Origin of the sequence: Croceimicrobium hydrocarbonivorans, assembly GCF_014524565.1 — a bacterium.
Taxonomy (GTDB): domain Bacteria; phylum Bacteroidota; class Bacteroidia; order Flavobacteriales; family Schleiferiaceae; genus Croceimicrobium; species Croceimicrobium hydrocarbonivorans.
On sequence record NZ_CP060139.1, the window covers coordinates 776,196 to 800,243 of the forward strand.

Genomic DNA, 24,048 nt, shown 5'->3' on the forward strand with positions numbered 1-24,048 from the left:
ATTATTCTTTGATAAAGGAGGCATGCCAATGACGGCCTTCCTCATTGCTTAATTCTAAATAGTAAGAACCGGCTTTTAAATTCTGTAGGGAGATAGGTTCTTTATAATTCCCCAAATTTCCCGATTGCAAAATCTGCCCCGCCGTGTTGAGAATACGATAGCTTTCAAAATTAGTTCCTTCTAAGTTAGCTATGTATAATAATCCTTTACTGGGATTGGGATAGAGATAAGGAATGGGGCCATTCCATTCTTCTTGGCTCAAGCCATTACCTACCAGGATTACCGAATAATCTTCCGCTTCTCCATTAAAGTAATTACAAGGGTCTGGATATAAACCTCCATCCTGAATTCGAATCCGCATCCGAACCGTATCCGTGGAACTAAATTGCCCCAAGTTTATCGTGCCATAGGAATAGTCTTGTGGATCTATTGCCGACATCTGAATCCGCTCATCCTCGGTAAAGACCGTATCATTATTATAATCAATCCAGGCATATACACTATCCTCAGGAATAAAGGAATTAACCTTTACCGACATGGTATAACTTTGATTGGTATTGAGGCTGGCCTGGTACTGTGTGAAATTGCTGTAACCGGTTCTGCCACTATTGTTCTGCAGATTGGACACAATCACTTCCTCAATATAACTGGGTGGGAAGGCTCCGGCATTACCGGATTTACAGAAACCGGTATCCTGCACTCGATAATGGAAACGATAAGTACTGCTGGTATCATTTTGAGTACCTACTGCAATTACTTTAAAATACATATCGGTACCCAGTGGATAAGCCGGAATAGGCTCCAGGCTTTTATAAGTACTATCCTGCACTCGTACCAAGCCCCTCACACTATCCAATGCGATAGAACCTGCCGACCATTGCACATATACAGTATCTGGCAAAGAGGCATAGCCCACCACCGCATGAACATGTTGCGCCATTGCATCGGTTGGAACTAAAAAGCTGGGACGTGAGTCTAAATCTACATTCAAAATACGTGGATAACTCAATCGATCCTTCAAGCTAATTTGCCACATTCCTCTTCCCCAGGTGGCAGCTCGCAAGAGGTTGGCTCCATACATGATTTCCAAATCAGTAACCGTAACATTAGGTAAATCTGCATTGTACAAGAACCAGTTATTGGCTTGCAAGGCTTTTACATAAACGCCTATTTCGGCACCCAGATAAATATTGTGATCCGGACTATGGTCAATCACCACCGAACGAATAGGCATATCTCCCAGATTACCGGTGATATTAGACCAGCTATTCCCCTGATCATAACTAATAAAGACTTTCTGACCATCATTTTGATAGCTACCATAAGTCACTACAATTATGGAATCTGAATGAGGCGCAAAAGTGATATCCGTAATGGTTGAATTAGGTAAGCCGGTGCTCTTGCGACGGAAGGTTTGCCCACCATCGGTAGAAATTTCAAAATCATCACTGCGTGCAACAGCCAGGATTTGACCATTATTAGGCGCTACGGCAGCGCGATCAATTTCTCCCGTAAACAAAGGGCTACCCAGAGTATTCCAGTTTTGACCAAAATCATTGCTTTCATAAACCTGGTCGCCAAAATGGTAAAGGGTAAAATGATCCAGGCTATTGCGATCCAGAGGGGCTTCCCAAGCACCGGACTGTCCATTGGGAGTGGCTCCGATTTGGCTTTTACCGCCATCAAAAGTGAGGCGGCGCGTTCCGTACTGCACACTGCCCATCATCCAATCATGGTTTAAAGGATGCACCAAACCTTCCATTCCATCCGCACCATAAAACTCTACCCAGCCTTCTTTGCGGTAGATACTGGTTCCATTATCCTGAGAGCCAGCAATGGTAGTATAGGGCTCGTTCTGAGCAATTCCTATAGAGTAATTCTCACGAATCCCCGTGCCCGAGGATAGCCTCTGCCAACTTAAACCCTGACTGCTACTCTTAGCTAAAAAGCCATCCGTCCCGATATAGAATTCACCATTATGGGCTTCAATCTCCCGTAAATCGGCATGCACATAAATGGAACTATTAAAAGGGCGGCTATTGTTTATGGACCACCAGGTAATCTGATTGAAGTTTTGCCCGCCATCAGTACTCCGGAAAATATCCAACATCCCATAAATCATTATCGATGTATCCTGATCGCTTACCGCGAAACCATCACAGGTTCCCGAAGGATTGGTCATAAAGCTGAAGTTCAGTCCTTCATCGGTACTCTTCCACACCCCATTACCTGAAGCTGCATACAAACAATCCGGACATGCTGGGCTTACCGCGATTTCGACATTCGCGCCATTATTACCACTCAAGGTAGCAGAGGCGCTAAAAGTCTGTCCGCCATCATGAGATACTAAAATCACATCCCCATTATTACCCCAGTAATAATCATCATAAACATAGATTGTAGCCGTGTCGGTAGGATGAAACTTAATATGCGTGATATCGGTATTGCTTAAAACCTGAGTCCAGCTTTGCAAGTCGTCATTTGAAATATAAAGTCCATTATTGGTACCTACATACACCCTATTGGGGATATCCGGATGGTAAAGTAATTGATAAACCTGGCCATTTTTCCCTAGACCGGTCCAAGCGATATTGCTGGGATTAAATGGAGTTTGCGTCCAGGTTTGGCCACCATCTACCGAGCGGTAAATACCATGACTGGTACCATTGCGCGCATTGCGGAGGTTAATCAAAACCGAATCCCGATGATTGGGATTTACCGCCATGGTATTAACACCAGTTGCCGGTAAAAACTCGGTACTGCTACGGGCCCAATTCTGTCCACCATTGGTGCTTTTCCAAAAACCGCCGCTTCGGGAACCCAGATACAAAAAGTCTGGATCCGAAGGATCGAAATAAAAACACTCTACCCTGCCGAGGCCTGGTGAATAATGCCCGGTAATACTGTCAATGGAATAAGGTCCCATATCCACCCATCCAGCAGAACTGGTTTTCTCCATAGTGGATTGAATGCGCGCCCATTCTTTAGACACGAAGTAAGGATCGACATCACTGCGCTTACCCTCCTCATTATACTTGTATTCATTGGCCCAGAGCCAGCGCTGAAAACCTTTGTAGCCAGAACCTTCCTCGGTTCCGTGTTCAGCAAACCAAGCATTGGCCGCTGCTTTGACTTCCGCAATCGAATATTGGGGGTCATTCATCATGGCTTTGTATTCTTGCGCAGAGAGTGGAGACAAGAATAAGCCCAAAGCCGAAACAAAAAATAATCGAATAGAAATAGGCATAGTATCTGTGTGAATTCCTGCTAATTTAGAGCATATTTTTTCTCTCCTCGTGAATCCCATTCCTGAAGACTATATCAAAAAGATTATCCATGTAGATATGGATGCTTTTTATGCCTCTGTTGAACAGAGAGATCGTCCGGAATTGCGCGGAAAGCCTATTGCCGTTGGAGGTTCAAAAGAAAGAGGTGTGGTAGCGGCGGCCAGTTATGAAGCCCGTAAATATGGAGTTCGATCTGCCATGCCCTCCGCCATTGCCTGGCGACGTTGTCCAGATATTATTTTCCTGAAACCTGATTTCAAAAAATACCGCGCCGTTTCGCAACAGATTCGAAGCATATTCCATCGCTATACTGATTTAGTTGAACCGCTTTCGCTGGATGAGGCCTATCTCGATGTAAGTCAGAATAAGGCCGGTATTAGCAGTGCCAGCAAAATTGCCCGGAAAATCCGTGAAGAGATCAAGGCAGAAACGGAGCTCAATGCTTCGGCTGGTATTTCCATCAATAAATTCTTGGCCAAAGTGGCCTCCGACATCAATAAGCCAAACGGGCAAAAAACCATTATGCCCGATGAGGTAATTTCATTTTTGGAGGAACTACCCATTCAGAAGTTTTTTGGCGTAGGTGCCAAAACTGCCGAGAAAATGAAAAGGTTGGGAATTCACAATGGCAAAGACTTAAAAGCCTGGGACATTGCCCTGCTAAAACAGGAATTTGGCAAGGCAGGCGAACACTATTTTAACATTGTTCGCGGATTGCAAAAATCGGAGGTAAAGCCCTCCCGTGCTCGCAAATCTTTAGGCGCTGAACGCACTTTTGATCATGATTTAAAAAGTAGCCAAGAAGTAGAAGATGCGCTGAAGTCTATCTTCGAAATTTGGTATCAACGCATTGAAGAATCGGGTCTTAAAGGACGTACGATAAGTTTAAAACTGAAGAGTCAGAACTTCGAAACCCTCACGCGCAGTAAGAGTTTGGAGCAGGCTAGCAATTCCCGAGCCTTACTATTTAAAGAGTCCATGGAACTGCTTCAAAAACAATATCGTGGGGAAGCCATTCGCTTGCTCGGATTAAGTCTTTCGAATTTTGGCAGTGATTTTGAGACTAAAGCGCAACAACTAACGCTCGATTTTTAGATTTGCATAAAGATTCCCTCATGAAGAAATTACTTTGGATTTTCGCCTTTAGCCCATTGCTTTTCATTGCTTGCGAAAAAGACACCATCACAGACGTATTAAGTGGTAATGTTTCTACCTCACAAATGATCGATGGTTTAAAGATGGCCTTGAACGTAAGTTCCGACACCTCCATTACCAAGCTCTCAAAGTTCGACGGCTATTTTGGCGACCCCGAAGTAAAACTGGATCTTCCTCTGGCTACTCAAGCGGCCATTACGGCTTTGCAATCCAAAAGCATCAATTTAGGTTTAACCACTATTAGTGGAGCCGACCTCTACAATGGCACAACTGTATTAGGAATTACCATTCCCGGAATTAAAGGCCAGGAAGATGCGGTGGTAGAAGGTATTAACCGTGCGGCTGAAAGTGCTGCTAATACTGCCAAGCCCATTTTTGCAGATGCCATAACCGGTATGAGTATTATCGATGCCAGTACCATTTTACTAAGCGGAAGCGATACTGCAGCTACGGCTTATCTCCGCAGCAGTACCGGACCAGATTTATATATGGCCTATGAGCCAAAAGTGGACAGCACCTTGAAGTCCATCAAAGTGGGTAATGTGAGTGTAGCTCAATCCTATGAAGATTTGGTAAGCGATTACAATGATTTGCTAGCGATCGGCATTCCTGGATTTGGCAATGTAGGCAGCCTCACTAATTTGAATCCCATCTTAGTCGAAGACCTTTCAGACTATACTACCAATAAAGCTTTGGATGGACTTTATGACAAAATGGGTGAAGAGGAAACTGCCATCCGCACCGATCCTAAAGCGCGCGTAAATGACCTTCTTTCTCTGGTATTTGGATTGCTCGACTAATGCGAAATTTCCTTCTACTACTTTTTGTACTTCCTTTTTGGGCTCAAGCTCAGAATAGCGAAGCCTATTCAGATAAAGATCTTCAGAATTATTTGGCGCTCAGCAAAGCCATTAATGAGGCACGCAGAGAAGCGGCAGACTATGCCCATCGCATGCAAGCCGAATTGCAAATAAGCGATGAGCAAATGGGGCAAACCATGGCAGCTCTAAAAGAGCGGGGATCCTGGGAGGCACTTCGCCCCGACCTCGATTCTAATTTTGCGGAGCGCTTTAATGAGCTCATGACCTATCGGGCCACCTTAAAAGAAAGATTGAAGGAAAATCTGCAAAAAGAATTAAGTGCCTTGGGCTGGAGCGACGACTTTTATCAGCACCTTGTATTAACAATTCAGGCTGATCCTAAATTACAGGAGAGGCTAATTCAAGTTAGTAAAACAGAAGAGCAAAGCGAATGAAAACCATTGGCGTATTGATGGGTGGCTACTCGGGCGAATACGATGTTTCGATGGCCTCCGGTAATGTGGTATACCAAAATCTGCAAAATCAAGGTTTTGAGTTATTCCGCGTTGAACTGAAGAAAAACCAATGGGAAGCTTTGGATGATGAGGGAAATCGCTATCCAATAATCACGGATGATTTCAGCTTTATGCTTCAGGATCGCCGCGTGAGCTTTGATGCTGTTTTTAATGCCATTCATGGTCACCCTGGTGAAGATGGACCATTAGCTGGCTATTTTGATATGTTGGGATTAGCCTATACCAGCTCAGGACAGTTTGCCAGTGCCCTAACTTTTAATAAGGCGGAATGTAATATTCTCCTCGATCGCTATGGCTTTAAGGTGGCGAAGAGCGTTTTTTTGCACGCCGAACCCAATATTAGCGAAGCTGAAATTATTGACAGACTGGGACTCCCCTGCTTTGTAAAGCCCTGCCGTAGTGGTTCCTCCATCGGCGTAAGCAAGGTAAAAACGGCCGCAGAATTAGGTCCGGCCATTGCCAAAGCTAAATCCATCGACACTAAGGTTTTAATTGAAGCCATGGTACCAGGACTAGAATTGGCCTGCGGTGTTAGCGATCATTCCGGTGAAGCTCAAGCCCTGGCGGTAACTCATATTAAACCTGCTGGTGAATTCTTTGATTACGAATCTAAATACAGCGGACAGTCTGAAGAAACCACTCCCGCTCAAATTCCGGCGGAGGTCTACGAAAAAGTAATGCGACAATCAGAGGCGGCCTACCGACTTTTAGAATTAAAAGGTTTGTCGCGGGTAGACTATATCCTAGATGCCAACAATGAGCCCGTACTTATCGAAGTAAATACCGTTCCTGGTTTTAGTGCAGAAAGCCTATTACCGAAGCAAGCCTTATATGCGGGTATTTCCTTGCCAGAGCTCTTCCGCGCCTGCGTAGAAAAAACCCTATCTTAGGATTTATGAAGATTGCAGTATTCCCCGGTTCTTTTGATCCCATCACCCTTGGGCATGTGGATATCGTAAAACGAGCCCTTCCTCTATTTGACAAGATTATTGTGGCGGTTGGCCGAAATGCCAATAAGGCTTATATGTTCCCTGAAGAACAGCGTATCGCTTGGATAAAAGACACCTTTAAGGATGAGTCCAAAATTGAAGTGGGACAATACAGCGGTTTAACAACTCGCTATTGTACCGAAGTTGGCGCGCAATTTATTCTGAGGGGACTGCGCAATCCAGCTGACTTTGAATTCGAAAAGGCAATCGCCCAAACCAATCGAAAATTAAAGAATGACCTGGATACAGTTTTCCTTTTAACGGCCAGCGGATTGTCATCGATTAGCAGCAGCATTGTAAGGGATGTAATTCGTAATCAGGGCGATTACAGCCAATTTGTTCCAGCAGCGGTAAGAGTTCCTAATTAGGAAATATCTTCCTGTAAAGCATCCAGCACCAAGCCTATATTACCGTAGGTGTTTTTACGGTTTTCTAAAATTTGTTGGGGATCACACCAGCTGGCATCCAAAATATCCTCTTCCAATTGGGGTACTAAGAAATCGAAGCCCTTGGCAATGCGCATAGCAAACCAATAGGTGCGCTTCAAGATCAATCGATCATCTAGAGGATAAATATGATAGGTGGTGGGTAAAATGCCGGTGATCTCCGGACGTGGCACCCCTGTTTCTTCTTCAACTTCGCGTAAAGCCGCTAATTCTTTGGGCTCTCCAAACTCGATTTTACCTTTGGGTAAATCCCATTTCCCCAGACGATAGATCATTAATAGATCTTGATCCGGGTTTAAAACCGCGCCTCCGGCAGCTTCAATAATTTTAAAATTCTTTTTAAAACTAGCCCATACCTCCTTTAGGTTTCGAGCAAAGACATAAACTGGTTCTGCGGGGCTTTCGAGCCTTGTGCGTACCAGGTTCATCAGTTGGGCCTCTCCCAGGTAGTCGATTGCCTTTTCGCGGCTTTGATCACCGATAATTAGAAGGGAATCCTTGATGAAAACTTTATACATTTGAGCCATGATTTTAGACCCTCGTACCGCGCATGAGACGGCCGAAAAGCTCATGCAAATTAAGGCAATTAAACTGCAACCCAAAGCCCCTTTTACCTGGGCTAGTGGATGGAAATCTCCTATCTATTGTGATAATCGTATCACCCTGAGTTATCCCGACTTACGGAATTTCTTAAAGACCGCTTTGGCGGATGCTCTTAAGAAATTGTATCCCGATGCCGAGGTAATTGCCGGTGTGGCAACCGGTGCAATCGCCATGGGCGCCTTAGTGGCAGATGAATTAGGACTTCCCTTCGTATATGTTCGCCCGGAGCCTAAAAAGCACGGCCGTCAAAATCAAATTGAAGGAGAATTACCGGCCAATTCCAAAGTGGTGGTAGTTGAGGATTTAATTTCTACCGGCGGCAGTAGCTTAAAAGTGGTGGATGTGTTACGCGAGTCTGGAGCAGAAGTAATGGGTATGTTGGCCTTGTTTACCTATGCCTTCCGTTTGGCGGAAGAGAACTTTGATAAGGCCCAATTAGCTTTACACACCTTAAGCGACTACCCGCACCTTTTGGAAGCCCTGCAACAAAGTGGCGACCTCGATAAAGAAACATTTGAAACCCTCATCAGCTGGCGTGAAGATCCCAGCTCTTGGCAAGCATAATACCATGAGAATAGAATCTAAAGAAGTTCAGATTTCGAAAAGTCCCGCAGAATTTTTCGAACTGATGTCGGATTTAAAGAATATGAAATTAGTAATGCCTGCTTCGGTAGAGCGTTTCGAATCGGATGCCGAAACCTTTGTTTTTGGTTTAAAAGGTATGCCAGACGTTCGTTTGTTGATCGATGAGGTTAATCCTCCAGGATTACTGAAATTTAAAGCAGCAAGCTCTAAATTAGACTTTACTCTAAGTACCATCCTCGAAGAAAACGAAGCTGGCGCCAAGGTGAAATATCTTTTTGAAGGCAATTTTAATCCGATGATGAAAATGATGGTGGAGCGTCCATTAACTCGTTTCATCGAAGATTTAAGTGCCAGTACCGCTGAGCTTTAGTTAAAAGACGAAGCGAACACTTTGATGCTGTAAGGTTTCCTGGCGACCATCTTGCCAGCTAACCTTTAGCTCGCCTCCGGGATTTACTCCTTCACAACGCAAGTGTAATTTTTGGCCATCGCGAAGCACCGGAACCCATTGATCTCTGCCATAGAGAATGGATTCAAATTCGCGATGCTGACCTTGGTATTGCCCAAATCGCAATTGCTGATAGCGATTATCCAGGTGAACAGCCAATTTTTCAAATACATCCTGAACCTCTAATTCTTGCCCGATAATCGTACTGAGGCTGGTGGCCAGAGGATGTGGAAACTTCTTTTGTCGCACATTAATGCCAATTCCCACAATGCAGTTTTCCATCCGGGATCCCCGCAGTGAAGATTCGGCTAAGACTCCAGCTATTTTCTGTTCTCCATAGAACCAATCATTTGGCCATTTGATATAAGAATCAAAGCCAAGCTCCAATCCCAGATCATGCAAGGCAAGACAAACTGACATAGTTAAGCGATAAGATTCGGAGGCTGACAGAAAAACCGGACGTAGCAACAGGCTCATTAACAAGTTTTGACCGGGCTCAGAATCCCATTGCTTGCCATATTGTCCCCGGCCCGAAGTTTGGTAATCGCTAAGGAGGCAAAAACCCTCAGGTAGCTCTTGCTCTTGATTTAGTTCTTTGACTGCGGTATTGGTGCTAGTCACTTCAGGGAGAATTTTATAATCTCTGCCCACCAATTCTGTATTCATAAGGCTAATTTCGATAATAGCTAAGGCACCTTAACGACAATGCTTAATTTTGCCCTTCAAATTAAATGGATTTAATGTCGCAAACGAACTTTTCGAATCTGGTTGACGAAATTGTAGAAGGAATGGATGATCTGAAAGCATCCAACATTACCATTCTCGATCTTCGAAATATTGAAAACTCTATCTGCTCCTTTTTCGTTATTGGAGAAGGAAACTCAAATACTCAAGTCAAAGCAATCAGTAATTCGGTTGAAAAAAGAGTGCGCGAGAATCTGAAGGATAAACCCTGGCATGTTGAAGGATTAGAAAACGCGGAGTGGGTATTAATGGATTACGTTGACACAGTAGTTCATATCTTCCAGCCCGAGACTCGCAAATTTTATGATTTAGAGAGCCTCTGGGGTGATGCTGAGCTTCATCATTTTGAAGCGAAGAAATAAGACTTAAGACAGAAATGGAAAACGAAAAAGATAACAAGGAACAACTGCGGAAACTGAAAGAACAGTTCTCGCGTAATTCCGGAGAAAAACCCAATGGCAATAATAAAGGCGGCCCCGGTGGGGATCCTCGTCGCCGGTTCAATATTTATTGGATCTATGCTATTATCGCCCTTTTCCTAATCGCCCTGCAACTCTTACACTCTGTAGGAAGCGATCAAAAGCAAATCAATTTTGATGATTTCACCGCCATGATCGAACGCGGTGATGTGAATAAGGTGAAAATCATCAATGAAAAGATTGTTCAGGTATACCTAACTAAGGATGCACTGGATTCTGGCCTGGAAGAATACAAAGGCCTGAAGGACAACCCTATGGGTCCTGGTGTAGATGGTCCTCATTTTAGCTTTGAGATGCCTTATGAGGCTTACAAAGAAAATATGAGCTACTTCTATGAGCAGCATCCTGAACTAAAAGGCAAACGTATCACTCCTCATTTCGAGGAAGTGAAAGACTATTTCGGTGGTACCTTATCCTATCTAATTCCCTTTATTCTCTTAATCGGAATCTGGATCTTCATTATGCGCCGTATGAGCGGTGGTGGCGGTGGCCCCGGAGCGCAAATCTTCAACATCGGTAAATCCAAAGCTCAGCTCTTTGATCAAAACACCAATGTTAAGATCACCTTTAAAAATGTGGCTGGTTTGGAAGGCGCCAAAGAAGAGGTACAAGAAATTGTAAGCTTCTTGAAAGATCCCGATCGTTATACTTCCTTAGGAGGTAAAATCCCCAAAGGTGCTTTATTAGTAGGCCCTCCTGGAACTGGTAAAACCTTATTAGCCAAAGCGGTTGCAGGCGAAGCTAAGGTTCCTTTCTTCTCCCTTTCAGGATCCGACTTCGTGGAGATGTTTGTGGGTGTTGGAGCTTCTCGGGTTCGTGACCTCTTTAAGCAAGCCAAGGAAAAATCTCCTTCCATCATTTTCATTGATGAGATTGATGCCATTGGTAGAGCCCGTGGTAAAAATGCCCTTTCGGGCGGAAACGACGAAAGAGAAAATACCCTTAACCAGCTTTTAACTGAGATGGACGGTTTCGGCACCAATGAACATGTTATTGTTTTAGCCGCTACCAACCGTGCTGATATTTTGGATAAAGCCCTATTAAGAGCCGGTCGCTTTGATCGTCAGATTTTCGTGGATCTTCCCGAATTGAACGAGCGCAAAGAAATCTTTAAGGTACACCTGGCTCCTTTGAAATTAGCTCCCAAAGTGGATTCTGATTTCTTGGCCCGTCAAACTCCAGGGTTTAGCGGCGCTGATATTGCCAATGTTTGTAATGAAGCCGCCCTTATCGCCGCTCGTAAAGACAAAAAAGCGATTGATCAGCAAGACTTCCTGGATGCGGTTGACCGTATCATTGGTGGCTTGGAGAAGAAAAGCAAAATCATTTCTCATGAAGAGAAAAAGATCATCGCCCATCATGAAGCAGGTCACGCTACCGTAAGTTGGTTATTGGAACATGCCCATCCTCTGGTAAAGGTTACCATTGTTCCCCGTGGTCGCTCCTTAGGCGCAGCTTGGTATTTACCAGAAGAAAGACAGCTTACCAATACCGATCAGATTTTGGATGAGATGTGTGCAGCCCTTGGAGGAAGAGCCGCTGAAGAAATCATTTTCGGAAAAATCTCTACTGGTGCTCTTAGCGATTTGGAGAAAGTAACCAAGCAAGCTAGAGCGATGGTTACCATTTACGGATTGAATGCCAAGCTTGGAAACATCACGTATTACGATTCTCAGAATGGTAATGAAATGGGATTCACCAAGCCTTATAGCGAGCGTACTGCTCAAATTATTGATGAAGAAATCAGTAAGATTATTGAAAATCAATATTTAAGAGCAAAAGAGCTATTAACAGACAATCAGGAAAAACTTATCGAGTTAGCTGAATTGTTACTCGAAAAAGAAGTTATTTTTAAGGAAAATTTAGAGGAGATCTTTGGCAAACGGAGATGGAAGAGCAGAGATGAAGTGCTGCATGAAGAAAACCATCCTGAAGAAGAATTAAACAAAGACCCTGAAGCTTCTACCGAAGAAGCGGAAAGTACTGATCTCCCGGCTTAAAAATTATATGGCGGAGCAAAAATCAAAAAAAGGCTTGCTCGGTCGTTTCATGGATATCTTATCCGGAAGACCAACAGAAAATTCCCAGACTGAAGAGCTGGACAAGCCTGTTATTGAATTCTCCGCCGAAGAGTCGGATCCCACAGATTTAGGATTTGTAAAGAAATTTACCGCTTCGGGCGGTAAGTTTCTTTATTGTGAAGATGAAGGGGAAGCCTTTCATTTTTTACGTCAGATAATGGATGAATCCGGATTGGGTCAGGTCTATTGCACCGACCCCAATTTGATATCCATCCTGCGCAAAGCAGAGGTTAATGTTCATGAGAATGACTGGACCAATAGCGATGCTTTTTGCACCTCTTGCGAATATTTAGTGAGCTTTAATGGTGGGATAATGATCTCAGCCAATCAGCTTCACGGCAAGAAATTAGAAGACCTGCCCGAAACCTTTATTACCATCGGACGTACCAGTCAGATCACAGATAATCTTCGTTCTGCCCTGGCAGGCATTAGAGTTCGTTATAAGAACAATTTACCCTCACAGATTACTACGATAAAAGGACCCAAAAAGGTCGAGAACCTGGAAGAAAACGACCAGGGGAAAATTTGTAATAAGGAGATTTACCTGCTACTCCTGGAAGATCAGCTTTAAATGAACAACCTTATTACCCGAAGCTTAAGTGGGATTGTCTACGTTCTGCTCATTTTGATGAGTACCTTCTACATTCCTCAAGGTTCCTTTTTATTAGCAGGTATTCTGGGTAGCCTCGCCTTAATCGAATGGCACAATTTTAAACCGGAAGCCCATAAGCGTGGACATTCCGTTTTCTCGGTCCTTATCCTCTTAATGAGCCTAGCTTATTTCAGCCCCGAAATAAGTGCTATTTCCAAAGCAGCCATGGCCTTAATAAGCTTGGTTTTGATTCTGATGATGGTCTTGCAAAACATTTTTGTAGAGAACTCTCAAAAGGCTCTGGATAGCTTGTTCCGTAATGTATTTGGCCTTTTCTATATAGTACCTGCCCTTTTGAGCTTGGCCTTCCTTGGGGAGCATAGCTGGGTGTTGGCCGGCGTATTCATTATGATTTGGTGCTTCGACTCCTTTGCCTATTTGGTGGGTAAATATTTAGGCTCTCATAAATTAATGCCGCGTATCTCTCCCAATAAAACCTGGGAAGGTTTCATTGGTGGCTCCCTCTTTTCAGCTTTGGCAGCGGCGCTACTTTGGAACTATTCCGGTGTAGAATTCCTAAAACTTTGGCATTGGCTCAGCTTGTCCTTTCTGGTGGTATTGAGTGCTACCTTTGGTGATCTTTTTGAATCAGCGCTGAAACGCAAGCATAATCTGAAAGACAGCGGAAAAATGATGCCTGGCCATGGAGGAATTTTAGATCGAATTGACAGTTTGCTCTTTGCCATGCCCGTGACCTTCTTATTTTTGAATTTAATAGCCACCAACAAACTATGATACGCATCCACCACGAAGGATTTCGAATCCTCCTCCAAACTCTGGTCATTTTAGGTCTGATCAACTTTTTGGTGATCTGGTTAAGTGATATGGAGTGGTTGGAAAATAGCGTACTCTTTTTAAGCCTGGTGGTATATATCCTGGTACTGCAATTCTTCCGCAATCCGAAGCGCTTTCCTCCTCAAGGTGATGATATTGTTATTGCTCCTGCCGATGGAAAGATTGTAGCCATCGAGGAAATCGAAGAACCTGAATACTTCAAAAAGAAAATGCTGCAGATCAGCATTTTCATGTCGCCCTTAAACGTTCATGTGAATCGCTATCCGGTTCCAGGAACGGTTAAATACTCTCAATACCATGCCGGAGCCTATTTGGTGGCTTGGCACCCAAAATCCAGTACCTTAAATGAGCGTACAGCAGTGGTGGTAGAAAACCCTTCCGGTGTTGAGGTAATGCACAAACAAATTGCCGGAGCGGTAGCCCGACGAATTATTAATTATGCCAAAGTGGGTTCCAAGGCCATTCAAGGGGCCGACTGTGGTTTTATTCGCTTTGGATCAAGGGTAGATATCGTTCTGCCATTGGATGCCAACATTTTAGTTAAAGTTGGTGATAAAGCCCGCGGCGGAGAACAAATTTTAGCTGAATTAAAGTGATGATAGTCATGCACAGCGATCTGGACATAGAATTTGAGAAGTATGTGAAAATTGGCAATGATATGCCGCCTCAGGCTGCAGACGATATGCTAATAGCATATGCTTTTTACAAACAGGCTACTGTAGGAGATGTGCAAGGAGATCGACCAACTGAATCCAGTAATGTGGTGCAAACCTTTAAATTCGATGCTTGGCGTCGATTGGAAGGCATGCCCATGGAAGAAGCCAAGAAGCGCTACATCCAAACCATTATTGAACTAGAAGCTCGACTTAAAAAACCAAAGGCTTAGGCCTGTCGTTCTTTAGCCCAGCCCAGGGCCAGATTCAATTGCTCCTCCATGCCGAGGTTTGTATTGTCTAAAACCAAGGCATCTTCGGTTTGGATAAGAGGCGAATCTTCTCGATGCGTATCCAGATAATCCCGCTCTTCCAGGTTTTTAGCTACTTCCTCTAAAGTCATTTCCATGCCTTTGCTCTGCAGTTCAGCAAAGCGCCTTTGAGCTCTTACCTTAGGATCGGCCGTCATAAAGATCTTTAACTCCGCATCTGGCATTACCACCGATGCAATATCCCGACCATCCATCACTACAGATCCTGCCTCAGCAATAGCTTGCTGTTGCTTTACCAAAAAGCGACGAACCTCTGAAATCTGAGCCACTATACTCACCTTGGAAGCTACTTCTGCTCCGCGAATTTCCCTTTCAACTGCCCTTCCATTTACATGGATCACCGGCTTGCCTTCGCTTTCGCTGAATTGGAAATCCAGATTCAATCGCGATAATGAGGTAATAAGCTTTGCCTTATCCAAGCTTCCAGATTGGAAATAGCCCTGCTCCAATGCCCAATATGTTACGGCTCGGTACATGGCTCCGGTATCGATATAGCGAAAATTTAAGGCTGCGGCCAATTGACGGGCCATGGTACTTTTACCGGTAGACGAATAACCGTCTACTGCAATTCTAATCCCCTTCATTTTTCTTTTTTCGGAACTCGTCTAAACTAGTTCGGAGGGTAAGTTGATTGGCACCACCAGCGATGTGGTACATATTACGACTGTAATGCAGATAGAATTTGGAGATTCGGATCCCGCCCCCAACTGAAAATCCGGCTACCGTTCTGCGGCTATCCAAATTCAGTTCTTGTCGACGACGGAAACTATATCCAAATTGGAGGTTAAAAGATTCTGAAGGAGCAAATTCTGCCCCAATCACCACATGGCGTAAGAGGTTATTCCAAATCGATGGGAAATTCTCTTCCACCTCCCCAGTAAATTGATTTACCGTAAATGCAGTAGGATCGGTATAGCGTAAATCAAAAGATTCTAAATGCTCCAGGGTAATCTGCCAGCGCAAGGGCATATGTTCAAAACGATTGGAAAAACCTAATTGCAATTCGAAGGGTAAGTCCTCTTTTACGTCGGCATAGGGATTTAGCTGAAAACCGGCATTTTTCATCACCAAAGCCACGGCAATTCTACGTTTTGGAATTTGGTAGGTTACCCCGGCATCCCAAGCCAAACCCCAAGAACTCCAAGTATCATACACAGAGTTAATCACCTTCATGGTAGCCCCAAATGACCAGGTAGAATCCAAGCGATAGGAATATCCAATATTCACCGCCATATCGTTACCAGTGAAGGTTCCTTGGCGAATCCCAATTACATTGGCGCGATCGAATTCGCCATAATCGAAATACTGTAATTGCAGAAAAAATGTACCTACACTATCAAAATTCTGAGCATAGGCAATATCTGCAAAACGAATATCTGCTACATAATCAACAAAGGAACTGGTGATCTGACCACTCATCTCCTTGCGTAAGAGGGATGGATTATAGAGGGCAAAGTTGAGATCCTCCACCGTATTGGCGATGGCATTACTCCCCTGACCAGCAACTCTGGCAGAGGCGATATTATTTAAAAACTGATAAGTAGTACGGCCTCCCAACTGAGCTTGGGCAAAAAGGGGTACCAGGCAGAGGAATATGAACAGTTTTCTCATAAAGGGCGAAAGTTATGAAAAGAACGTCGATGGCGGAGCTTTATTTGCTGCAATAAAAAAACCCGAAGCTAAGCTCCGGGTTCCAATCTATATTAAAATGCTTAAGACTTGGTTCCAAAACCAATAGCCTTGTTTTCCGCTTTCAGATTTTTAGCGTTCTCCACCAATTTATCCGAAAGGGCAATGTCTATTACTTCCATCATTCGCTCAACATAGTGGAAAGTTAATCCTTCCAGATAGTCTTCACGAATTTCTTTGATATCCTTCTCATTGCGCTTGGACAAAATGATCTCCTTGATATCCGCCCGTTTTGCAGCGAGGATTTTCTCTTTAATTCCGCCAACCGGTAACACTTCCCCACGAAGGGTAATTTCACCAGTCATGGCCAATCGAGGTTTCACTTCCCTTTGAGAAAAGAGTGAGGCCAATGAAGTTAGGATGCTAATCCCCGCCGAAGGTCCATCTTTTGGAACGGCACCTTCCGGGAAGTGGATATGCACATCGTATTGATCAAAGAGTCGATAATCTACCCCAAATTCATCGGAATGCGCTTTTAAATAAGCCATCGCAATAGAGGCCGATTCTTTCATCACATCCCCCAGATTACCGGTAATACTCAATCTTCCACGACCTCTGGCAATGGAGGATTCGATATAAAGAATATCACCGCCAACGGGAGTCCAGGCTAAGCCTGTAACCAATCCGGCAATCGATCGATCTTCATAGCGATCCTTGGAAAAACGCTCTGAGCCTAATATCTCGGGCACATCTTTAAGGGCTGGTTTAATGTGGTACTCTTGCTCCATGGCGATGCTCTTGGCTGCATATCGAACCATTTTAGCAATCACCTTATCTAAACCACGCACCCCCGATTCACGGGTATAGTGTTCAATTACATACTCAAGAACTTTTTTGCTCAAGCTCAAATGCGTCTTATCTAAACCATGCTCTTTAAGCTGCTTAGGCAGAAGGTGTTTAGCGGCAATTTGTACTTTCTCCTCTACAGTGTAGCCGTTAATTTCAATGATCTCCATCCGGTCCCTTAAGGCTGGGTGAATGGCGCCTAAATTATTGGCTGTGGCGATAAAGAGGACCTTGCTCAGATCATATCCTACCTCCAGGTAATTATCGTAAAAGCTGCTATTTTGCTCAGGATCTAAAACCTCTAACATGGCAGAAGCTGGATCACCATGACCCCTTCCGCTAGAAAGCTTATCAATCTCATCCAGCACAAATACCGGATTACTGGCTTCAGCTTTCTTAATATTTTGCATCAAACGCCCGGGCATGGCGCCGATATAGGTTTTACGGTGACCTCGAATTTCCGCCTCATCACCTAAACCACCTAAAGACATGCGGATATAAGATCGGCCTAAAGCCTCCGCTACACTTTTACCTAAGCTGGTTTTACCCACTCCGGGAGGTCCATATAAACAAAGGATAGGCGCTTTCATATCGCCCTTCAATTTCAATACGGCTAGGTATTCTAGTAAGCGCTCTTTTACCTTTTCCAAACCATAATGATCTCGGTTTAGGATGCGCTCTGCACGTTTGAGGTTGAAGTTATCCTTGGAAGTTTCATTCCAGGGAAGATCCAGCATAAACTCCAAATAGTTCCGCTGAATACTGAATTCAGGTACCTGAGGATTTACCCTTTGAAGCTTGCCAAGTTCTTTTTCGAAAAGCTCCTTAATTTTTTCAGGCCAATCTTTCTTGCGGCCTTTAGCTCGCATTTCTTCAATTTCCGTCTCAGTGCTGCTACCGCCTAATTCTTCCTGAATCTGACGCAATTGCTGTTGCAGGAAATACTCCCTTTGTTGCTTATCAAAATCCAAACGAACCTTGTCCTGAATCTCGTTCTTCATTTCCAGCATCTGAGCTTCCAGATTCAGCAATTTCAGCACTTCCGTGGCGCGATCCCCAAGGTCATCAACTTCCAAAAGGTGTTGCTTCTTATCCACTTCCGCATTCATATTATTACTCACGAAATTGAGTAAGAAGGTATCGCTATCGATACTGCGAATGGTTAGAGCTGCCTCATTCGGGATTTCTTGAGACTTATCAATGATATCAAGTGCCACATCTTTAATGGACTCCATCATCAATTTAAACTGACCATCATCCGGGGCCGGCATGCGCTCATCAGACTTGTGCACCCGAGCGTAAATATGAGGCTCCGTGCGATTAAAGTCTTCTATGACAAATCGTCTTAAGCCTTGTAAAATAACCGCGGTATGTCCATTGGGTAATTTGAACTGGCGAATAACTTTAGCCACCGTTCCTACCCGGTACAAATCTTCGGTTCCTGGCTCCTCAGTATCGCCATTCTTCTGGCTTACTACCCCTAAGAGGCCCTGATTTTTACTTACCTGATTTAGGAGGCTAATCGATTTATCGCGGCCGGCAGTAATTGGGATTACCACCCCTGGAAAAAGAACGGTATTTCGAAGGGGTAAAATGGGCAGTTCCTCTGGTAAATCTTGATTCTTAAGAGACTCTTCGTCTTCTTTGCTCATCAAAGGGATATACTCCCCTTCTTCGCGCATCACACCAAAATGAAACTGGTCAATATCTTTAAAGTCGGTAAAACTCATTCAATAGCAAATTTGATCGCCTCGATGGAGGCAACATCTAAAAAGTCAATCCTTATGCCAAAGGAAGATTAGCCGCGGGAAGTAGCCGTTTTGTCAAAAACTACCTGCAAAATGTCACGCTCCACCGAATCTAATTCTATCGATCGACGCTCCATTACTAGGGCAGCGGTTTTCATGGCTTTATCAAAGCGGTATTCCATAAAACCACCGGAACCACCCCAGCTGTAAGAAGGAATAAAATTACGAGGGAATCCACCACCATAGATATTGGCACTAACGCCCACCACGGTACCGGTATTAAACATGGTATTGATACCACATTTAGAATGATCACCCATGATAAGGCCGCAAAACTGCAAGCCTGTGGGCGCGAATCTACCGGCCACATAATCCCAAATTTTCACCTCCTCGTAATTATTCTTGAGGTTCGAATTATTGCTGTCGGCACCAATATTACACCACTCTCCTAAAACGGAATTCCCCAAAAAGCCATCATGACCCTTGTTTGAATATCCGATGATCACCGAGTTATTTACCTCGCCTCCAACTTTACTATGTGGGCCAACCGTAGTTGCACCGTAAATCTTAGTCGCCAATTTCAAAGTAGCGTGCTCACAGAGGGCCAGTCCACCGCGAATTACCGAGCCTTCCATTATTTCGGAATCTTTCCCCAAATAGATTGGACCGCTGGTACTATTTAAAACTGCTGCTTCCACCTTGGCTCCTTCTTCTAAAAAAATCCGTTCACCAATTAAGGTATTGGTTTTCGAAATAGGGGCAGATTGACGACCGGCTGTAATCAATGCAAAGTCCTTTTCTAATTCCGCTGCATTATTGGAAAATAGGTGATAAGGACGGGAGATATAGTTGAAGCTGCCTTCATAATCCAATACCTCAGTGTCTTGCTCAGCTTCCTCCATCAAGGCTTCACGGGTACGAGTAGCGATGAGAATATCCCCTTGCATTAGACTTTCATTTTCTTCGAGAGCTAATACTGCTTCCACCAAATCTGCATCTGGGCAAACGGCAGGATTAATAAATAGATCCTCACCTTCCTCCCGCAAGGGAAACTTGGTACTCAAATAATCTTCGGTGAGGTAAGAATAAGTATTCGACTCATCCAAACGCTTTAACCACTTTTCTTCTAAGGTCAATATTCCACAACGCAGTTTTGCAGTGGGACGAGTAAAAGTGAGGGGTAATAAATGATCGCGTTGGCTATCGTCGAAGAAGATGATATTCATGGTTGGAAAATTAGAGCTGCAAGATAATTGAGGTCCACAAAAAAACCCCTTCTCCAAGCGGAAAAGGGGTTTAAAATATGATTAAGAAAAATCTTATTTCTTGTTGCGGTTGGCGTAACGGTTGCGGAATTTATCCACACGTCCAGCGGTATCAACCAATTTCACTTTACCAGTGTAGAATGGGTGAGAAGCCGCAGAAATTTCCATTTTGATTAATGGATACTCAACACCATCTACTTCGATAGTATCGCGGGTATCTGCACAAGAGCGGGTAATAAAGTAATCTTCGGTACCCATGTCCTTAAATACACAAGGACGGTAGTTTTCGGGATGAATTTCTTTTTGCATAACTAATTTTATAGTGGTTAGGATTTTGCCCAAGCCAAAAAAGGACTGCAAAGCTAGTTAAAGTTCAAGAAGTGAACAAGCCTTTTATTTGGAAAAAATTGAAGATCAGTCCCTCAAGCGATTTCAAAGATAGGAAGTACTTTTGAAGCCTTCGAATCGTTACTAGCACATGCTAAAGAAAATTTTACTCTTCTTAGGTTTAGTCTTGATATTCTTCGCCTCCTGTCGCAAGGAAGACGCGATTGTCACTGCATCTACCGAGCTGCGTTTTTCTACCGACACCGTTTATTTAGATACGGTTTTTGAGACCATCGGCTCCAGCACCTACGAACTGAAGGTGTATAATGACAGCAAGGAATCTATTTCCATTCCCCGCATTCGCCTGGCAGATCCGGCCAGCCCCTATCGCTTAAACATTAATGGCACAGCCACTAATCAGCTGGATAATGTGGAAATTTTACCAGAAGACAGTATTTACATTTTTGTCGAAGTCAATGCCGGTGAAGTTCAAAATCAACCAGACATTGTGGTTGAAGATCAAATTCTCTTTGAGTTAAAAGGACTCTCTCAATCGGTTGAGCTGGTCACCCTGGCAAAGCAAGCCATATTCCATTTCCCCAATCGTTTTATCGTGATTGGCAGTGGACCGGGCGCGGTAGTGATCCCCTATTCGGTTATTAATTGCAATGAAAGCTGGGACGCGAGCTTACCTCATGTGGTGTATGGATATGCCGTTGTGGACAGTGGCTGCACCCTTACTATGGACCCGGGACTCGATGTTCACTTCCACAATAACAGCGGCCTTTGGGTATTTAATGAAGGTCAATTGATAGTTGCCCCCGGCAGTCAGCCTGGCCAGGGCGATTCAGTAACCTTTAGCAGTGATCGACTCGAGCCTTTCTACGAAGATGTTCCCGGCCAATGGGGTGGCGCATTGGGAGGTCTTTACATCGGTCAAGGCGGAAAAGCCAATATTAATAATCTGGTACTCAAGAACGCGGTAAATGGTCTACGAACCGATAGTGCTGTTTATTCTGATCAGCTTATCATCCGCAATTCCTATATTTTAAATTCTTCGCGAACAGCATTTTATGCTGGATATAGCAGTGTTGATGCTCAAAATTTGGTGATCGCCAATCAAGGTTTGTATGGCTTTTATGCCTTTGGAGGGAATTATGAATTCCGCCATTGCACCTTTGCGAATTTCTGGAATCAATCTACCCGACAAGAAGCCTGTGTGCAGCTTACTAATTTCCTGGAATATCAAGATGAAACGGGAGCGATTCGCCGGGTAGTGCGTGATTTAGGTAATGCCTATTTCGGGAATTGTGTGATTGACGGGAACAATGAACAAGAGCTTACTTTAGCTCAAGATGAAGCTGCGCTTTTTAATTTCAGCTTTAATGATGTAATGCTGAAGCTGGATAATGATCCTGAAGATCGAGGCTTCTCCATTAATGATCCTGGCTTTAATTCCGTTTATGTTAACCTGGTAAGTGATTTTGTGAACCGCCAGGAAAACATATACCAGTTAGACAGCCTGTCGCAATTAATTGACCAAGGCAATACCAATGATGGTTTTGTGGTTCCCACTGATATTCTGGGTGAAATTCGAAATTTCAATGGCCTACCCGATCTGGGTGCCTTCGAAAGACAGTACTAGAAAATAGCGTAGGAATACGAAAAGAGCATGCCCCAATAGGTATCATTGGTGCTGATTACGCCTTCCTTGGTTTCCAAGAAACCATCCATGGTATCACCACCGCTATTGGAAAAACGCAGCTCAAAAGTGAGGATACTTTGATAAGCCAAACGATACTTGGCTCCTAAGCCATAGAAATAACTAAAGCCCGAATAGGCATTGGTTTCCACATCAATATCCTCGGGAATTAACTTATTAAAACTAAGCTCAGGATTCCAACCGGTAACCCCTACTCCACCTTTAATAAAAACCGTCCACTTATCTTCCAAGTGGTATTTGCCAAAGCGGATGAAGTGAATCTCAGTAAAGGCATTGCTATTTAATAAGCTGGTGCGAACGGATAAACCACGATTGAAGTTATTATGGTTTTGATCAGCAGCCTTAAGGTTGGCATAATTTACATCAAAGCCAATTCCGAACCAATCATTCACATGGTACTTAGCAAACACTGAAATGGAAGGAGCCATTTCAGCCAGAACCGCATTTACATTGGAGGAATTCGCAATTTCATTGCTCATATTCATGGTTCCCAATCCACCACCAAATTCATAGTATTTGGTACGCTTGGTTTGAGCATTGGAGTTAAAGCTTAAACCGAGGGCTAAGCAGAGAATTCCGAATCGAATGCAGTTCTTCATTTTTGATCTCTTAAAAACACCAGTTTTTGTGGCTCAGAGCGGCTGGCGTCGAAATAGTATCCCGCTAAGTTAAAATCTTTTAGGTCTCGCCAATCACTGATGCGATGTTGCACGATAAAATTTGCCATTAAGCCCCTAGCTTTTTTCGCAAAAAAGGATAACACTTTATACTCTCCTTTCGAATAATCGAGGAAGTCTACATCAATCATGGGGTTCTTCAGTTCCAATTGTTTAACTACCTGAGCATACTCCTTACTGGCCAGATTTACAATGGTTTCATCCTCCGCTAAATTCTGCGCAAAAAAATCTTTCAACACAGGCTCCCAATGGGCGTATAAATTTGGCTTACGCCCGATGGGTAATGCCGTCCCCATTTCTAATCGGTAAGGTTGAATTAGGGTATCAGGCCGCAATATGCCGTACCAGCCTGACAAAATCCAGAGGACTTCCCGGGCAAAATCCATATCAGGTTCCGACCAATTCCAGGCTTCCAATCCCAAGTACACATCACCTTTAAAGGCTAGTACCGCCTGACGAGCTTGCGCATTACTTTCAATCGTCCAATCCAAATTCCTTTGACGATTCACTTTTGCCAGGTCTTTGCTGATTTTTTGCAGAGCCATCAATTTAGGAACGCTGAGTTTGGCCATTTTATTCCCAACTTTTTGGGAGGCATCCGGAAAATAGGGTTCCACACCGGAGCCAATTTTCTGCTCAGAATTAAAGTCTAAGGTCTTGGCGGGAGAAAGCAATGTTTTCATGGCTCAAATATAATTCGGCAAAAATATTTGCTTGGTGATTTCAGTGGGAATGGCACAAAAAAAGGCGTGATGTTTAAACATCACGCCTTCTTGTGTTTTGTCTTTATTCTTAGCGTTCTACATGCAAGTTACGCTCGTCTACTGACCAAGAGCGAATATTGCTTACTCGGTTATCAAGGTAATTCACCTCATACAATGTATTGCGATCTTGAGACCACACAAACCAAACGCCTTCTTTCTTGCCATCTACATAAGTAGCTTCAATCCGAACTTGTCCATCACGTGTATATTCGGTCCATTGACCATGTGATTTACCATCTTTAAAGAAGCCCACTTCTTTCACTATATCAGTCCCATCAAAGTACTTTGTTACTTTGACTTGCTTTCCAACGCGCTCGTAAGTGGGGCTCTGAGCATATGCTGTAGCCGCCATCATAAAGCCTATCACCAAAATTCCGATTAACTTTTTCATGACTACAGTTTTTTTAAGGTTTCAACCCTACAAAGATACAAAATATATTTACACTGAGTTAACATTGGGTTAACATAAAACATCGCAAATAGT

Annotated in this window: 25 protein-coding genes; 14 read left to right on the forward strand and 11 right to left on the reverse strand. The window is 43.8% G+C overall.

What is annotated here, in order from left to right:
• Window position 1: 1 nt before the first annotated feature.
• On the reverse strand, window positions 2-3,247 hold the full coding sequence (locus H4K34_RS03540) for a GEVED domain-containing protein (protein ID WP_210759454.1): 3,246 nt from the start codon (window positions 3,245-3,247) through the stop codon (window positions 2-4).
• 49 nt (window positions 3,248-3,296) lie between these two features.
• Here H4K34_RS03540 and dinB point away from each other — a divergent pair, with 49 nt between their 5' ends.
• The 5 genes from dinB to coaD are packed head-to-tail and all read left to right on the forward strand — an operon-like array spanning window position 3,297 to window position 7,135.
• Window positions 3,297-4,382 (forward strand): DNA polymerase IV, encoded by a 1,086-nt coding sequence (gene dinB, locus H4K34_RS03545; protein WP_281384720.1) that lies wholly within the window; start codon window positions 3,297-3,299, stop codon window positions 4,380-4,382.
• A 20-nt stretch (window positions 4,383-4,402) separates the two neighbouring features.
• Window positions 4,403-5,242 carry a DUF4197 domain-containing protein gene (locus H4K34_RS03550; RefSeq protein ID WP_210759455.1) on the forward strand — a complete coding sequence of 280 codons (840 nt, stop codon included), beginning with the start codon at window positions 4,403-4,405 and terminating at the stop codon, window positions 5,240-5,242.
• Window positions 5,242-5,697 carry a hypothetical protein gene (locus tag H4K34_RS03555; RefSeq protein ID WP_210759456.1) on the forward strand — a complete coding sequence of 152 codons (456 nt, stop codon included), beginning with the start codon at window positions 5,242-5,244 and terminating at the stop codon, window positions 5,695-5,697. The genes H4K34_RS03550 and H4K34_RS03555 overlap by 1 nt, the downstream gene beginning before the upstream one ends.
• Entirely contained in the window at window positions 5,694-6,668 is a 975-nt protein-coding gene (locus tag H4K34_RS03560; protein WP_210759457.1) for a D-alanine--D-alanine ligase, read from the forward strand. Before H4K34_RS03555 ends, H4K34_RS03560 begins: the two co-directional genes overlap by 4 nt.
• 5 nt (window positions 6,669-6,673) lie before the next feature.
• Window positions 6,674-7,135, forward strand: a complete 462-nt coding sequence (coaD, locus tag H4K34_RS03565) for a pantetheine-phosphate adenylyltransferase (RefSeq protein WP_210759458.1) — start codon at window positions 6,674-6,676, stop codon at window positions 7,133-7,135.
• On the opposite strand, the gene H4K34_RS03570 is transcribed toward coaD, so the two are convergent.
• Window positions 7,132-7,731 carry an NUDIX hydrolase gene (locus H4K34_RS03570; RefSeq protein ID WP_210759459.1) on the reverse strand — a complete coding sequence of 200 codons (600 nt, stop codon included), beginning with the start codon at window positions 7,729-7,731 and terminating at the stop codon, window positions 7,132-7,134. The genes coaD and H4K34_RS03570 overlap by 4 nt on opposite strands.
• Window positions 7,732-7,738: 7 nt before the next feature.
• Between H4K34_RS03570 and pyrE the strand changes: the two genes are divergently transcribed.
• A complete protein-coding gene (gene pyrE, locus H4K34_RS03575) occupies window positions 7,739-8,380 on the forward strand; it encodes an orotate phosphoribosyltransferase (protein ID WP_210759460.1) in 642 nt (213 codons plus the stop codon).
• Window positions 8,381-8,384: 4 nt separating this feature from the next.
• Complete coding sequence (locus H4K34_RS03580) at window positions 8,385-8,771, forward strand: SRPBCC family protein (RefSeq protein ID WP_210759461.1); 387 nt, start codon at window positions 8,385-8,387, stop codon at window positions 8,769-8,771.
• Here the strand turns inward: H4K34_RS03580 and H4K34_RS03585 are convergent, their stop codons facing one another.
• Window positions 8,772-9,515, reverse strand: coding sequence for a biotin--[acetyl-CoA-carboxylase] ligase (locus H4K34_RS03585; RefSeq protein WP_210759462.1), 744 nt, complete (start codon window positions 9,513-9,515; stop codon window positions 8,772-8,774).
• A gap of 74 nt (window positions 9,516-9,589) precedes the next feature.
• Between H4K34_RS03585 and rsfS the strand changes: the two genes are divergently transcribed.
• Genes rsfS through H4K34_RS03615 form a run of 6 tightly spaced genes read left to right on the forward strand, consistent with a single transcriptional unit; the run spans window position 9,590 to window position 14,486 of the window.
• On the forward strand, window positions 9,590-9,955 hold the full coding sequence (gene rsfS / locus H4K34_RS03590) for a ribosome silencing factor (RefSeq protein ID WP_246452192.1): 366 nt from the start codon (window positions 9,590-9,592) through the stop codon (window positions 9,953-9,955).
• 14 nt (window positions 9,956-9,969) lie between these two features.
• On the forward strand, window positions 9,970-12,072 hold the full coding sequence (gene ftsH, locus H4K34_RS03595) for an ATP-dependent zinc metalloprotease FtsH (RefSeq protein ID WP_210759464.1): 2,103 nt from the start codon (window positions 9,970-9,972) through the stop codon (window positions 12,070-12,072).
• Window positions 12,073-12,079: 7 nt separating this feature from the next.
• Window positions 12,080-12,724, forward strand: coding sequence for an LUD domain-containing protein (locus tag H4K34_RS03600; protein ID WP_210759465.1), 645 nt, complete (start codon window positions 12,080-12,082; stop codon window positions 12,722-12,724).
• The gene (locus tag H4K34_RS03605) at window positions 12,725-13,540 is read left to right on the forward strand and encodes a phosphatidate cytidylyltransferase (RefSeq protein WP_210759466.1); all 816 of its coding nucleotides are present in this window, start codon (window positions 12,725-12,727) and stop codon (window positions 13,538-13,540) included. It begins immediately after the preceding gene.
• On the forward strand, window positions 13,537-14,196 hold the full coding sequence (locus H4K34_RS03610; protein ID WP_210759467.1) for a phosphatidylserine decarboxylase family protein: 660 nt from the start codon (window positions 13,537-13,539) through the stop codon (window positions 14,194-14,196). The genes H4K34_RS03605 and H4K34_RS03610 overlap by 4 nt, the downstream gene beginning before the upstream one ends.
• A gap of 8 nt (window positions 14,197-14,204) precedes the next feature.
• Window positions 14,205-14,486: an acyl-CoA-binding protein gene (locus H4K34_RS03615; protein ID WP_210759468.1), complete on the forward strand. Its 282-nt coding sequence runs from the start codon at window positions 14,205-14,207 to the stop codon at window positions 14,484-14,486.
• Here H4K34_RS03615 and cmk read toward each other — a convergent pair.
• The 5 genes from cmk to H4K34_RS03640 all read right to left on the reverse strand — a co-directional run bounded on the left by cmk (window position 14,483) and on the right by H4K34_RS03640 (window position 20,382).
• Window positions 14,483-15,169 (reverse strand): (d)CMP kinase, encoded by a 687-nt coding sequence (gene cmk / locus H4K34_RS03620; RefSeq protein WP_210759469.1) that lies wholly within the window; start codon window positions 15,167-15,169, stop codon window positions 14,483-14,485. The genes H4K34_RS03615 and cmk overlap by 4 nt on opposite strands.
• Window positions 15,156-16,196 carry a type IX secretion system protein PorQ gene (gene porQ / locus H4K34_RS03625; RefSeq protein WP_210759470.1) on the reverse strand — a complete coding sequence of 347 codons (1,041 nt, stop codon included), beginning with the start codon at window positions 16,194-16,196 and terminating at the stop codon, window positions 15,156-15,158. Before porQ ends, cmk begins: the two co-directional genes overlap by 14 nt.
• Window positions 16,197-16,297: 101 nt before the next feature.
• A complete protein-coding gene (lon, locus tag H4K34_RS03630) occupies window positions 16,298-18,790 on the reverse strand; it encodes an endopeptidase La (RefSeq protein WP_210759471.1) in 2,493 nt (830 codons plus the stop codon).
• Between the two features lie 68 nt (window positions 18,791-18,858).
• Window positions 18,859-20,034 (reverse strand): GlmU family protein, encoded by a 1,176-nt coding sequence (locus tag H4K34_RS03635; RefSeq protein WP_210759472.1) that lies wholly within the window; start codon window positions 20,032-20,034, stop codon window positions 18,859-18,861.
• 93 nt (window positions 20,035-20,127) lie between these two features.
• Window positions 20,128-20,382 (reverse strand): type B 50S ribosomal protein L31, encoded by a 255-nt coding sequence (locus H4K34_RS03640; protein ID WP_210759473.1) that lies wholly within the window; start codon window positions 20,380-20,382, stop codon window positions 20,128-20,130.
• A gap of 169 nt (window positions 20,383-20,551) precedes the next feature.
• On the opposite strand from H4K34_RS03640, the gene H4K34_RS03645 reads away from it, so the two are divergent.
• Window positions 20,552-22,045: a hypothetical protein gene (locus H4K34_RS03645; protein ID WP_210759474.1), complete on the forward strand. Its 1,494-nt coding sequence runs from the start codon at window positions 20,552-20,554 to the stop codon at window positions 22,043-22,045.
• On the opposite strand, the gene H4K34_RS03650 is transcribed toward H4K34_RS03645, so the two are convergent.
• The 3 genes from H4K34_RS03650 to H4K34_RS03660 form a co-directional block, all read right to left on the reverse strand.
• On the reverse strand, window positions 22,042-22,722 hold the full coding sequence (locus H4K34_RS03650; RefSeq protein ID WP_210759475.1) for an outer membrane beta-barrel protein: 681 nt from the start codon (window positions 22,720-22,722) through the stop codon (window positions 22,042-22,044). The genes H4K34_RS03645 and H4K34_RS03650 overlap by 4 nt on opposite strands.
• Window positions 22,719-23,483: a YaaA family protein gene (locus H4K34_RS03655; protein ID WP_210759476.1), complete on the reverse strand. Its 765-nt coding sequence runs from the start codon at window positions 23,481-23,483 to the stop codon at window positions 22,719-22,721. Before H4K34_RS03655 ends, H4K34_RS03650 begins: the two co-directional genes overlap by 4 nt.
• A gap of 109 nt (window positions 23,484-23,592) precedes the next feature.
• Entirely contained in the window at window positions 23,593-23,955 is a 363-nt protein-coding gene (locus H4K34_RS03660; protein WP_210759477.1) for a toxin-antitoxin system YwqK family antitoxin, read from the reverse strand.
• Between the last annotated feature and the right edge of the window lie 93 nt (window positions 23,956-24,048).